Annotated in this window: 18 protein-coding genes; 3 read left to right on the forward strand and 15 right to left on the reverse strand. The window is 42.9% G+C overall.

Annotated elements, in window-relative coordinates; all coding sequences use genetic code 11:
- Positions 1 to 120 precede the first annotated feature (120 nt).
- The 6 genes from BCT49_RS07555 to BCT49_RS25795 form a co-directional block, all read right to left on the reverse strand.
- Positions 121 to 489 (reverse strand): hypothetical protein, encoded by a 369-nt coding sequence (locus BCT49_RS07555; protein ID WP_102434732.1) that lies wholly within the window; start codon positions 487 to 489, stop codon positions 121 to 123.
- A gap of 198 nt (positions 490 to 687) precedes the next feature.
- A complete protein-coding gene (locus BCT49_RS07565) occupies positions 688 to 903 on the reverse strand; it encodes a DUF6434 domain-containing protein (RefSeq protein ID WP_102434734.1) in 216 nt (71 codons plus the stop codon).
- A 222-nt stretch (positions 904 to 1,125) separates the two neighbouring features.
- Complete coding sequence (locus BCT49_RS07570) at positions 1,126 to 1,734, reverse strand: sugar O-acetyltransferase (RefSeq protein WP_102434735.1); 609 nt, start codon at positions 1,732 to 1,734, stop codon at positions 1,126 to 1,128.
- Positions 1,735 to 1,829: 95 nt separating this feature from the next.
- Positions 1,830 to 2,204 (reverse strand): VOC family protein, encoded by a 375-nt coding sequence (locus tag BCT49_RS07575; RefSeq protein WP_102434736.1) that lies wholly within the window; start codon positions 2,202 to 2,204, stop codon positions 1,830 to 1,832.
- 68 nt (positions 2,205 to 2,272) lie between these two features.
- Positions 2,273 to 2,962 (reverse strand): pseudouridine synthase, encoded by a 690-nt coding sequence (locus tag BCT49_RS07580; protein WP_102434737.1) that lies wholly within the window; start codon positions 2,960 to 2,962, stop codon positions 2,273 to 2,275.
- Positions 2,962 to 3,123 carry a hypothetical protein gene (locus BCT49_RS25795; protein WP_012604036.1) on the reverse strand — a complete coding sequence of 54 codons (162 nt, stop codon included), beginning with the start codon at positions 3,121 to 3,123 and terminating at the stop codon, positions 2,962 to 2,964. The genes BCT49_RS07580 and BCT49_RS25795 overlap by 1 nt, the downstream gene beginning before the upstream one ends.
- 198 nt (positions 3,124 to 3,321) lie before the next feature.
- Here BCT49_RS25795 and BCT49_RS07585 point away from each other — a divergent pair, with 198 nt between their 5' ends.
- Entirely contained in the window at positions 3,322 to 3,723 is a 402-nt protein-coding gene (locus tag BCT49_RS07585) for a YkgJ family cysteine cluster protein (RefSeq protein ID WP_017107975.1), read from the forward strand.
- Positions 3,724 to 3,776: 53 nt separating this feature from the next.
- Here BCT49_RS07585 and BCT49_RS07590 read toward each other — a convergent pair whose 3' ends face one another.
- The 8 genes from BCT49_RS07590 to glpT form a co-directional block, all read right to left on the reverse strand.
- Positions 3,777 to 4,190, reverse strand: coding sequence for an NUDIX hydrolase (locus BCT49_RS07590; protein WP_029223502.1), 414 nt, complete (start codon positions 4,188 to 4,190; stop codon positions 3,777 to 3,779).
- Between the two features lie 184 nt (positions 4,191 to 4,374).
- Entirely contained in the window at positions 4,375 to 4,755 is a 381-nt protein-coding gene (locus tag BCT49_RS07595; RefSeq protein ID WP_102434738.1) for an STAS/SEC14 domain-containing protein, read from the reverse strand.
- A 113-nt stretch (positions 4,756 to 4,868) separates the two neighbouring features.
- On the reverse strand, positions 4,869 to 5,390 hold the full coding sequence (locus BCT49_RS07600; protein ID WP_102434739.1) for an HAD family hydrolase: 522 nt from the start codon (positions 5,388 to 5,390) through the stop codon (positions 4,869 to 4,871).
- Positions 5,391 to 5,432: 42 nt separating this feature from the next.
- Positions 5,433 to 5,933 (reverse strand): GNAT family N-acetyltransferase, encoded by a 501-nt coding sequence (locus BCT49_RS07605; protein ID WP_102434740.1) that lies wholly within the window; start codon positions 5,931 to 5,933, stop codon positions 5,433 to 5,435.
- Between the two features lie 31 nt (positions 5,934 to 5,964).
- Positions 5,965 to 6,915 (reverse strand): D-2-hydroxyacid dehydrogenase family protein, encoded by a 951-nt coding sequence (locus BCT49_RS07610; protein WP_102434741.1) that lies wholly within the window; start codon positions 6,913 to 6,915, stop codon positions 5,965 to 5,967.
- Between the two features lie 96 nt (positions 6,916 to 7,011).
- The gene (locus BCT49_RS07615) at positions 7,012 to 7,476 is read right to left on the reverse strand and encodes an ASCH domain-containing protein (RefSeq protein WP_102434742.1); all 465 of its coding nucleotides are present in this window, start codon (positions 7,474 to 7,476) and stop codon (positions 7,012 to 7,014) included.
- Positions 7,477 to 7,693: 217 nt separating this feature from the next.
- Positions 7,694 to 8,749 (reverse strand): glycerophosphodiester phosphodiesterase, encoded by a 1,056-nt coding sequence (gene glpQ, locus BCT49_RS07620; RefSeq protein WP_102434743.1) that lies wholly within the window; start codon positions 8,747 to 8,749, stop codon positions 7,694 to 7,696.
- Between the two features lie 81 nt (positions 8,750 to 8,830).
- Positions 8,831 to 10,204, reverse strand: coding sequence for a glycerol-3-phosphate transporter (gene glpT / locus BCT49_RS07625; protein WP_102434744.1), 1,374 nt, complete (start codon positions 10,202 to 10,204; stop codon positions 8,831 to 8,833).
- A gap of 592 nt (positions 10,205 to 10,796) precedes the next feature.
- On the opposite strand from glpT, the gene BCT49_RS07630 reads away from it, so the two are divergent.
- Together BCT49_RS07630 and BCT49_RS07635 are read left to right on the forward strand one after the other, a co-directional pair.
- Positions 10,797 to 11,507 carry a lipoprotein gene (locus BCT49_RS07630; protein WP_102434745.1) on the forward strand — a complete coding sequence of 237 codons (711 nt, stop codon included), beginning with the start codon at positions 10,797 to 10,799 and terminating at the stop codon, positions 11,505 to 11,507.
- 181 nt (positions 11,508 to 11,688) lie between these two features.
- Positions 11,689 to 12,189, forward strand: a complete 501-nt coding sequence (locus BCT49_RS07635) for a hypothetical protein (RefSeq protein WP_102434746.1) — start codon at positions 11,689 to 11,691, stop codon at positions 12,187 to 12,189.
- A gap of 102 nt (positions 12,190 to 12,291) precedes the next feature.
- On the opposite strand, the gene BCT49_RS07640 is transcribed toward BCT49_RS07635, so the two are convergent.
- A complete protein-coding gene (locus BCT49_RS07640) occupies positions 12,292 to 12,546 on the reverse strand; it encodes a DUF3297 family protein (protein ID WP_029223190.1) in 255 nt (84 codons plus the stop codon).
- Positions 12,547 to 12,581 lie beyond the last annotated feature (35 nt).

A 12,581-nucleotide genomic window follows, 5' to 3' on the forward strand; every position in this document is an offset into this window, starting at 1 on the left:
GCATTAAGGTGTGAGCAACGCTACCACGAAACCTTACCTTACCACCGTAAACACTGAACTCAACGATAGAATGAAAAATGCCAAGCGTTGAGAATCACTCTTAAATGCTTTGTTATAAGCCTACCCAAAGATACGCGTCCAAAACCCTTTCTTTTCTGTTAGCTGAGGTTTCTGGCTTTTAGTTGGTTTAATGCATTTATTAACCTGTTTCTTTTCGTCAGCAGCAGCTATTAGAATGTTCACTAAATCAAAGGTTGATTCATAATTAATCACATCACAAGCCTGCACAGATTTTGACTCGGGAAATAGGTCTTGGAAAATATTTTTCCATGCGTTGTAGTATTTCGAGCACTGTTTTTCAGTACCAAACATTTGCCCATAAGAACCACAAAGTAATGCATGGGTAATCTGTTTGCTCTGCCCATTGACCGCTTTAGCTTGGGAGATTTGCTCCGCACTGAGAGCAACAAGTATTAAAGAATATTCCATATTTCCTCTTTGGCTTATAACGCCTTGTTAAGGGGTGAGCAACGCAAAACCAAAGCTGCTGCATAACACCTTAAACACTAAACTCAACGCATAGTAAAAATGCCACGCGTTGCGAATCCTTCTTGAACAATTTGTTATACAAAAACCTACAGCGCGTAGGCTATCCACTAAATCCTAGTGAGTGTACTTTAATATCAATTACTTTAATTTCTGTCGTTTAGCCCACTCTTCTGAGGCATCCCCCATTGTCAAACCTGTGGCATTGTTAATCCAATTCATGAAATCACGATCAAACTTAAAATTATCGCCAAATTTAGATTTAAAATATCTGCGAACATTCTGAGTCGTTTTATAGCTCTCTGTAATTATTGTGCTGTCATCAATCTTATTTTTATGCCAATCAACCTTATCCATGGTTTTGAAACCTCCTTTTGTATAACAGCTATTAGACAGCAAAATTCTGCATTTAAATGCAGACTAATTCTGTCTAGTTTCTACTGTTCAGATCTAATATGCAAGTTAGTCATTATATAACAACGACTTATATCACAGCTAGCGTCGGCGTTAGTGAAAATGCAGAATCTTTCTGTATAGCATGACCAAACGCCATCTCGATAAAAATATGGCTAATACAGATTACTTAAGCTCGTCTGGAATGCGGCGATCTTTGTGGTAGTACTCTCGGTCGCGCTCGTTGATTTCACGTATCACTTTGCAAGGGTTACCGACGGCTACCACATTTGCTGGGATGTCTTTAGTGACTATGCTGCCCGCGCCGATTACCGAGTTTTCACCTATGGTGACGCCCGGTAAAACAACCGCGTGCGCTCCAAGCCATACGTTATTGCAGATACGAACAGGAACATTGAATTGCGCGGCTTTGAGCCTAAGTTCTGGGCTGATGGGATGTGTACCTGTCGCGATGGTTACGTTAGGTGCAATCATTACGTTATCGCCGATGAATACGTCTGTGTCATCGACCAGAGTTAGATTGAAGTTTACATATACGTTATTGCCTAGGTGCGTGTGACGCCCCCAGTTGGCATGAAGTGGTGGCTCGATGTAACAACCCTCGCCGACTTCTGCGAACAGTTGCTTCATGATTTGTTGACGTTTGTCACCTTCACTCGGGCGAGTGTGGTTGAAATCGTAAAGCACTTCTAAGCATTGTGTTTGCTCGGCGACCAGATCAACGTCATCACAGTAATAAACGTCTTGGCTGTGCATTTTTGCCTTTATATCCATGTTTTAACCTATTTGATAATTACCGAGAGCGGTATAAATTAAGCGACATATGGATAATTTGAAGCGTTTCACTGGCCTTAAAACAAGTTTACGGGCTAACGTGGCCTGATGTTCTCGGCAACACGCCATAGCACGCCACTTGGATCAGTGATACAAAACTCGAGCATTCCCCAAGGCTGTTCGACAACCTCGGTAACGGTTACTTCAAATTCCGTCATTACATTAGAGTTTTGCACGTGTTGATACCAACTTTTTACGTCTTCCACCAGCAAGTGCATCATGTAATTGTGACAGTGCGCAGGTTCGTAAAAATCTTGTAAAAGGAATGCATAATCGCCGTGACGAAAATAAGCGATATCATGGAACTCCGACATGATTTCAAAGCCTAGAGCTTGGTAAAAACGCTTAGACAAATCGAAGTCTTTCGCGGGGACAAACGACTTTATTTCTGCGACTTTGAGGTTTTCCATGATAAACAATTCCTTCTGTTTTAAAGCCCAGATTTATCGCTAGGCTTTATGCTTTAATTTGTTTTAGGTTACTGGCTAAAAGACGCAACTTCATCTTTAGTGAGGTATCGCCACTGGCCTTCTTCAACATCTAAACTTACTTCGCCTATTTGCTCTCTGTGCAGCCCTACCACTCGGTTACCTACTGCAGCAAACATTCGTTTAACCTGATGAAACTTACCTTCTGTAATGGTCAGTAGCACCTCTTTCGGGCTTATCACTTCTAGTTCTGCGGGGCGCGTGGGATTCTTCTCACCTTGCAACTGAACCCCCACTTTGAATTTATCTGCGACATCGTTTTTGATATCACGTGACAATGTCACGCGGTAGACCTTTTTGCACGACTTAGTAGGTAGTGTGATATTGAAAGACCAACGGCCATCATCGGTGATCAACACTAAACCGGTTGTGTCGGCATCTAACCGCCCTGCGATGTGCAGTTCAGACGCTTTCTCTAACTCCAGATAATTGAAAAGCGATGGGTACACTTCATCGATATTGGAACAGATGGTGCCCGCTGGCTTGTGCATTAAGATGTATCGAAACTCTCGTAGCGTTAATGCATCACCATTTAGCAAGATAGCGTTACTTTCATGAACCTGAGTAGATTCATCTAACACAACCACACTGTTCACACTCACCTCACCGTTTTGGATTCGCTGAACGGCTTCGAGTTTTGTTAGTTCTGTGCTTTTACAAAGGTATTTATCAAGGCGCATTAATCGTCTGCGCCACATTTAGCACAAGGCTTGTAGGTTCGTTCACCTTGAGCAATCACCACATAGTCTCGAACGCAGTTATCACATAGCGCCAACTTTGGGTAAGCGTCTTTCTGTTTCTTTGCGTTAATGTCGCCTTCGGTGGTGTATACGGTTCTCATTTTTATGCCTTTGTTTTAATAACTTGCTAGGCACAAATTGTATCACTGTTTACAGCCCTGTTTGCAGTGTTGTGACTTAGATAAATGAATATCAAATGAGGTGGTTCCTTTGAGTTTCCGAACGATGGACAACAAAATCAACGTGTCACGGCTATCAGTGGTAAAATGACAAAAGCTCACCAACCGATGAAGTTATTAATGAAAAATTGTAATCAATGCGGAAAATGCTGTATCAAATATGGAGATGGTGACCTTGCCGCGACTCAAGAAGAGATTGATTTGTGGGAGCTGTTCAATCCAGACATATTTGAATATGTTCGCGGTAGTGAGATCTGGTTTGATCCTAAATCTGGCGAACGTTTAAGTCGTTGCCCTTTCCTAGAAGTTGTTCCAACGAAAGATAAGAATGCCCAAGCTAAATATACGTGCAGCATTTACTTAGACCGACCTGAAGATTGCCGACACTATCCGAGCTTAATCAATGAGATGGTAAGAGATGAATGCGAGATGATTGAGGTGGTGGATCTACAAGATACGAAAAAAGCTCAAAGAAAACTCGACATTCTTATGAAAGACAGTCGCCCTTCAAGCTTTTCATAGGCACTGATCTTATAAAGATCCTGACTAAACAGTCGTTCTATATTAACGAGCCATTATTTACTGATAAGTGGTAAATACTGGTTTGCTTCTAACCAATCAAGCGCAACAAGAGCAGCCAATGAACATACTGCTCTGTCGTTGCCATCAACAAACTTAAGCTCTTCAATTTCAGCATCTGGAGCGAGTTCGCCAGTATAATCTGCAAGGTAACACGTCAACTGCACTGACACGCCTTCTGCTTTGCCGTCAGCTTGGCCAGTGAACGTCTCTACGTATTTGATTGAATCAGGCACTAGGTCTACCGATATTTCTTCTTTGATTTCGCGTACCAATGCTTGCTCGTCACTTTCCCCTGCTTCACGCTTTCCGCCCGGCAAGTAGAACAGCTCTTTGCCTTTTGACCTCACCATCAGCAACTTGCCATCTTCAATGAATATCCAAGCGAGCTTATCAATTACCTTATTCATGTTCTTAGACCTTGTTATTGTGTTTATTATTCTGGTTAGCACGAGCGTATCGCGGCAGACGCATGTTACACGCAGCAGTGAACATATTCTATTGAATTGCTTAGGAAATGGCTTTGAGAGTCGATAAACGACAGCCTACAAGTAAAACACTCGCCAGCTGTCATAAAACTGAACTGTGGTCGAATTAGTCAACTAGCCACTCTATCGCAGAGTCATATTCTTCGAATGACTTAATATCGCCAGACACAAACCAACTGCCGACTTTTGACGCCATTTCTTGCCAGCTTTTATCGCCACAAATAGCAATCTTGTCTATTTTAGAGTTGAGTTCTAAACCGAGTTTGAAATCGTCCCACGCGGCGCGCAGTTCCCAACCCGTTAATGTTGAGATGTCGACTAGCATCTTCAATGCGGATGAATCGATCTCTTCTATTGTTGTGTTTAGGATTGGTATCATTGCTTGATAATCGTCGTGTGTCAGCTTTCCTTTCGCTTTAAACACGATGATGGTCTCGCAGCTAACACGTTCAATTCCAACCGATATTCCATGACGTTCAATACTCATAGCCTAGCCCTTATATTAGAAATCTAAACTTAGCTTAGAGCATTAGGTAGGCAATAAATGAGAGCTTTACGTCAAAACAAACAAGCGCACTATATGGGCCGAATATCAGAGAGTTAATCGTTCTTCTCCGACAGTTCGCTTAGAGATTGAACTTGTACGACATTCGGATGTTCTGACTTAAGCTCAGTTCCTTCCGTGTTCAGCCAGACCACTTGTAAGCCAGCTTCCAGCGCAGGATAGATATCTTTTTCGAGGGTATCTCCCACCATGGTGACGTCTTGTGGTTCGATACCTAGCTTGGCAATAATGGCAGGATAGAAACCAGAATCATATTTAGATAAGCCAATACTCGCCTTACAGAAATAATCATCAATGTATTGGGATAACCCGACACGTTCAAATGCACTGATGATGTCATCTTTACTGGAGTCGGCCGCGTTCGTCGCGATGTATATATCGTGATGCTCCGACAATTGAGCGAGTAAGGCTTGGGCCCCACTCACTTCTTGTACGATTTTCCAGTCACACATTTTCCCTTGTGCGTCTGGGAAGTCGATCATTAAGGTGTTACCCCAATCAAATAAGACGGTTTTAGTCAGCTTGGTTGAAACCGTTGATTTTGTAGCTTTGTTCATCATGCCTCCTGCATCGATGATATTGCGAATATTTCGCCGTACTTATAAGAACTTCTCGATAAGAATCTCATCATAGTACTGGCCGCCAATCTTGGCGTGTTTCTTTGCTATTCCTACAGTTTCAAAACCCTGTTTGAGATAAGCCGTTAATGCGCGTTCGTTATTGGCTAGAACATAAGCAAAAAGCTTTTCGTAGCCTTTGGTTTTTGCGACTTCGAATGTGTGTTCAAATAACTGCTTTGCGACGCCTTGCCCACGGCTGCTTGCGTCTACATAAGTCCCAATAATACCCACATGATCAAAGGCTTTCGTATACGAGGCAAACGGCTCTACATTTTGAAAACCAAGCAATTGATTAGTCGTTTGATTAACAGCAGCACTGAACACGCCACGTTCGGGAAACGACTCAATAAAACCTTTCTCTTCATCCAACGTAAACGTCTGATCTAAGATGGTATAACGCCCTTCGATGATGATTGGGTTTAATACATCGATAATACCCTGAGCATCATCTACTGTTACTTGTCTGATTGTTAAGCTCATACTTTCTCTACCTTTTTACTTTAGGCAGATTCTAGCTCGATATGCCATCCCTTTGATAGGACAGAATATTATCGAAAGCGATATCAAAGTAGAGTTCGTAGCTATTTTGTTCAACGTAGCCTAAATGCGGCATTGCTGTGACGTTTGGCAAGGATAATATTGGTTCAATGTCAGTGGTGGCGGGCTCTGTATCAAACACATCAATCGCCGCTCGTTTGCTTAGCACCTTAGTGAGTTCATTAAATAAGGCTTTTGGCTCGACTAACTCCGCTCGGCTGATATTCACGAACAGTGAGTCTGGCTTCATTAAGCCAAGATCCTCAGCAGTTACGCAACCTCTAGTGGCGTCATTCAAGCGTAGGTGTAACGAGAGTACATCTACGTCACTGAAAAACGCGTGTTTGTTTTCTGCCGCTTCAAAACCGTCGTCCAGTGCTTGCTCTCTTGAGGTTTGGCTTCCCCACACCATCACGTCCATTCCAAATGCTTTGGCATATTGCGCGATGCAGCGTCCGATTTTTCCATAGCCCCAAATGCCTAGCTTTAAGCCCTTTAATGTTCTACCTAAGCCGAGTGAACCTGAATTTTGCCATTGGTTCTGCTTGAGGTTTGACGCATAGGTGGGAATGTGGCGAGACGCAGCCATAATCAATGCCCAACACAGTTCAGAAGGTGCAACTGGTGAACCGCGCCCTTCTAATACTTTCACGCCGAACCGTTCACACATGTGTGGGTCGATATGATTACTAACTTTACCTGTTTGGCTGATTAACTTGAGATTGGGTAACTTGGATAACAACGACTCAGTGATTTCGGTTCTTTCGCGGATAAGTACGAGAGCTTCAAAGTCGTGTAACTTCAGCGCAAGCTCGTCTTCAAGGTAAGTTTTTGTGAATACCTGAACCTCGTGTTGTTCTAACTTGTTATAGCACGCAAGGCTTTTTACTACGTTCTGATAATCATCCAATATCGCTATTTTCACTACACACTCCTTGTTGTATCGCTTAATCGAATCTCGCTCTCTAAGTGCCATGAGTTAAGATTCAACTAGCCCGAGGACACTTTTCAATCTCAAAACTTATTGATGAACCACTTTGAAACGTTCAAGTACCAACATCATGTCTTCACTCGGTGTGATCTTGAGTTCTTCACATTCACGTGAGAAGAAGTTCCAATGCGCTTTTCTCCACCATTCTAGAGTTTTGTCACCCTCACCTTCTGCGGCAGCAAATTCAGCGGTCACTTTATTGTACGGACACAAGGAAACAGACGTGATTTCAACAACACAGATCGGCTTGCCGTCCCAATCGGTAACAACTTGCAAGTGTCCGACAATAGGCATCACTTCATCTTCATGGCTGTACCAATACTCTAGGCTGCAAGACGCCTGCTTTTCGCCTTTCAATATGAGTTGCGCGCACAAGTTGGCGTTGTATTCGTCTCCGCAGAAATAGTCGGCACTGAAAGAGGTGTGCTGTTTAGCAATTTCTGCTGGTAATGAGTTTAGATAGTTATCTAGATAAGCTTGGCTTCTTTCTTCCATGATGCTTCCAATTTCAATATAAGGTTCAGTAAGTACAAGCCTTTGGACAAGCGACTAACTGTGATGTGGGTAACCTATCAAGGAGCGAGATCTGTGTAAACCTGAGGAATGTCAAAATGGGGATTTGATTGAGAACGGTGTGGACGGAAAGAGCTAAAAGTACCGTTAAATTTACTTTTAGCTCTTTGTATTTGATTACTTATGACGGTTGAATAGCTTAACGGTTAAGGAACTCTACCGCTTTGTCTGGAAAATCGGTAAACATACCGTCTACTTTCACTTGGTTGTAAAACACGTCCAACATACCATCGAAGTTATCGGCATAACCCGGAATTCTGCCAGGGTCAGCACGGAACGTATATGGGTGAACATCTAAGCCTGCGTCTTTGGCAGATTTCATCAACGGTTTAATGATAATGTTATCTTTAGTCGATGCGTCGTCCACCAGCATTGGTTTCCACGGGCCAATACCATCTGCATAGGTCGCAACCTTTGCCATGCCGCCTTTCTTAAACATCCAGTCATAACTATACGGCGTCGCTTTATCGCCTTTGTACGTCATGGTTTCGTTCCAATCGGTGTAAGCCATCAACTGAACGAGCTTAAGATCCATTTCCATGGCTGGCATTAACTCATCGTTGATGCGTTGAAGTTCGTTAGCATCAAAACACTGCAAATAGACCTTGTCGTCTTTTGATAGGTAGCCATATTGATGCAAGGTAGCAAGCACCGCTTTAGAGATGTCTTTTCCTTCATGACGATGGAACCAAGGCGCTTTGATTTCAGGATAAATGCCCACGTCATAACCGAGCGTCTTGTTTAAGCCTTGGATCAATTCGATTTCTTCTGCAAAAGTAGCGACACGGAAATCAGACTGCCACATAGGGAAACGTGTTGGATACCCTGCCACTCGGTTGCCTTGATCATCGAGGTTAAAACCTTCGGTCACTTTTAATGATTTGATCTCGGCAAGCGTAAAGTCAATCGCGTAATAGCGGCCATCTGCTCTTGCACGGTCTGGAAAGCGGTCTGCAACATCGGTGACGCGATCTAAATAGTGGTCATGCAGTACCACCAACTGATCGTCTTTTGTCATCACAACATCTTGCTCGATGTAGTCCGGTTTCATTGCATAAGCGAGCGCTTTTGCCGGTAATGTGTGTTCCGGTAAATAACCTGATGCACCACGGTGAGCGATCACTAAAGGATCGGCAAGCGCATTGGTTGATAAGCTAAGCGCTAAAAGAGTTAGGCACATTGACGTTGTTTTCATTATTTCTATTCCTTTGATAGCACAGAGGCAGGATATCCCTGCCTCTGTTGTCTATTAGTATGACGTTGTCTAATTAGTAAACTACTGAGTTAACGCTTCTTTTTGTTGCTCAAGTTCTTTTTGTTTGTGGTGTGCACGCTCACCTAAGAACGCGTATACCAGACAAATTATTGAAGCGACACAAGCACCAACCAAGATAATGAAACCACCATCCCAACCGTAAAGGTCAACCATAAAGCCAAGTACTGCGTTGGCAGCAACCGCACCACCTAGGTAGCCAAACAAACCGGTTAAGCCAGCCGCTGTTCCCGCCGCTTTTTTAGGTGCAAGCTCTAGCGCATACAAGCCGATGAGCATTACTGGTCCATAGATAAGGAAACCAATCGCAATCAGTGCCAGCATGTCAACCGTTGGGTTACCTGCTGGGTTCAGCCAGTACACCAATACAGCAACAGTCACGAGTACCATGAACAGGATCCCTGCAGGTGCACGTCGGCCTTTAAACAACTTATCTGAGATCCAACCACACAATAAAGTGCCAGGAATACCCGCCCACTCGTACAAGAAGTAAGCCCAAGATGATTTATCCACAGAGAAGTCTTTCGCTTCTTTTAAGTAAACTGGAGCCCAATCGAGTACACCGTAACGAATCAAATAAACAAACGCGTTCGCGATAGCAATTGACCACAACAACTTATTATTGAATACATACTTAAAGAAGATCTCTTTAGCGGTCATCTCTGTCTCGTGAGACTTATCGTAATCATCTGGGTAATCGTCTTTGTGTTCTTCAATCGGAGGTAAACCACAAGATTGAGGTGTATCTCTTACTGTAAACCAAACGAAAATAGCAACGAGAGTGGCAAAAAATGCAGGAACATAAAAAGCGGTTCGCCAGTCGTCGTTAAAAGCCCACAGACCCAATAAGAACATTGGACCAATCAATCCGCCGCCAACATTGTGTGCAACGTTCCATACCGACACTATCTCGCCACGTTCTTTACGTGACCACCAGTGCACCATGGTTCGCCCACAAGCCGGCCAGCCCATACCTTGAAACCAACCATTAAGGAACAGCAGGATAAACATTGCAGTAATGCTGCCTGTTGCCCAAGGCATGAAGCCAAAGCAGAACATCACCAGTGCCGACATTAACAAGCCACCGCTGAGGAAATAACGCGGGTTAGAGCGGTCCGACACGCTTCCCATTAAAAATTTAGATAAGCCGTAAGCAATTGACACTGCAGCCAAGGCAACACCAAGCTCTCCGCGACTGAAGCCCTGCTCAATAAGGTAAGGCATCGCCAAACTGAAGTTTTTGCGAACTAAGTAATAACCTGCGTAGCCAACAAAGATGCCGAGAAATAGCTGCCATCGTAAACGTGTGTAGGTGCTATCGATCTTATCTGATGATAAGCGATCGATATGCGCCATAGGTTTGAATATTCCAAACATAGGAACCTCATAAATATTGGGCGATAGAATTAAAAATGCTCGAACGAAAAAAATTAAGCGCTCATTCGAAAGTCAGGGCATTGTATGTGCTTCAGGATTAATTTCTGTGATAGAGATAGCCATTAACAATAAATAACCTTAAATACAGCACTTTAGTTTCATTTAATTAGACTGCGCTTCATATTTTCGTTTGCGCCTTTGAATTCTAGAAATGGGGTTAGCGAACAATAATTGGTCGAATGAATAGATAACGAACAAATTATTTGAGCTTTGGTGAAATGAATACAGAAAGGATCTTAATTAAAAGGCATGAAATTCGTCAGAACTCGAGTTTTGCAACTAACCAACACAGGGTTAATACCCAAAGACGTTTTAAGCTCATACCCATAGACGTTTTATTTTGTCGATAACACATAACTATTCCTGATGTTAAACCTATTGATCAGTTTATTTATTGAACACCTAAGTTTACGTATCGTACAACCTCAAGCAATGCAGCAGCCCTACAACGTTAAGTGCGTTAGGACAGCGACTAGTGGAATTGGTTATCCGCTCATTGCCTTTACGAAATTAAATAACGATAGGAAATATCATGAACAAATCACTTATCGCTCTTGTGCTTACTACTGTTCTAGCTGGTTGCTCATCAGGTGGAAACTCAGATCCAGCACAACCACAATTCGATGGAGATTACGGCTATGAAAACATCGACCCTGGTTTTGGACTAGATGACACAGATAACGATGGTGGTTACGACAATCCAGATCCGAACTATGGCCATGATGCTCCGACTCTAAAAGACAAAATCGCAGACGCAGATTTAGGCTTTGTTCATATTCCAGAGATCGGAGATATTCCTTTTTTCAATAGAGATAATGGTGATGCGCAAATAGCGGCCGTTAAAGAGCAGATCACTGAAGAGCATACGCTTTACAGTATCTATGTCGATGATATACGTGTTGGTGAAGTGTTGGTCGAAAAGGACCATGTAAAGGTGACGGTAGGAGAAAAAGAAATTAACGGTCAGAGAAAAACTTACTCAGACACAGAACACACCTTTTGGACCGTTCACGGCACAGACGGTAACGTGATTGGCGACTTTAAACGTTTTGACGATGGTGTTTGGGTATTCCGTGAGGAGATTGATCGTGAAACATTCGTTGTTAAATATCACGACGGTCAGTGGAATTTTATTCCTATGGCTGAGGTAAAAAACAAAATCAAAGATAACCTGCCGTCTCATGCTGAAGTCACTAAAGTACGTACAAAAATGCAGGTCAATAAGTTACGTAATTTAAGATAGTACTCACCCATAACCTCTAAATCTGAAACGCCCTGATGAAATGTCAGGGTGTGTTCACCGCACATCGATAAAAGATAGATAACTATAAATTCTCAAGGAAGATCCAGACTAGGTTACTAATTTACTGACATTCAACATTTTTGAATTCGTCGATATTTTGTATACATAAGCGAGCGATCCAATGACCAATAACAAACTTCCCCTTCTCATCTTAGCCGCTAGTCTGTTCTTCACTGTTTCTGAAGTTCAAGCCTATGAACAAAACCAAGAAGAAACGGCGATTACATTCGGCCTATCGGCTGAGCGGGGTTGGAGAGATTGGTCTGCTTCTTACATTAAATATCGAGGCCCAGGCACGTTAGGTTACGGCGTCGAGTTCACACGCTCTGCTTATAACGAAGACGAAGGTTCATACGAATATAAACAGCGCGACAATGAATATCAGTTTCACGCCCCTATTGGTATCACAGAAAATTTATACATCACACCGGGATACGGCATTAAGCGTACACATACAGACGTTACCTTTGAGAACCGCGAGCTCTCTGATAGCTCAACGAAACAAGTTGGTGGCCTAGACGCAACCTACATTATGGACAGTGGTTTTGTTGTTACGGCAGGTTTCGACAAAGCTGAAGGTGAAGACTTGGAGTTCTCAATTGGTGCAGGTATCGCGTGGTAATTGAATATCGAGGAACCCTAAATAAAAAAAAGGGCCTAGATTTCTCTAGACCTTTCTATAAACAGCGTTTTGTACTCGACATTACCGAGTTACACGAAGTGATTAATCTTCGATGTAGAAAGCTTCTACTGTGCCTTTAAGAGTAATAAGCATTGGCTGACCAAAACGATCTAGCGCTTTTGGAGAAGGGATCTTAACCCAACCTTCACTGATGCAGTATTCTTCAACATCAGTACGCTCTTTACCATTTAGACGAATGCCGATTGGGTATTCGAAACACTCAGCCACGTGGTGTGGGCTGCGTGGGTTGCCTGCAAGATGATCTGGTAAAGCTGGTCTTGAATTAGTATCGCTCATGTTCATTACCTGTATGGGCTCTTCTCCGCTTAGAT

Origin of the sequence: Vibrio lentus, from assembly GCF_002875945.1 — a bacterium.
GTDB classification, from domain to species: Bacteria; Pseudomonadota; Gammaproteobacteria; order Enterobacterales; family Vibrionaceae; genus Vibrio; species Vibrio apostichopi.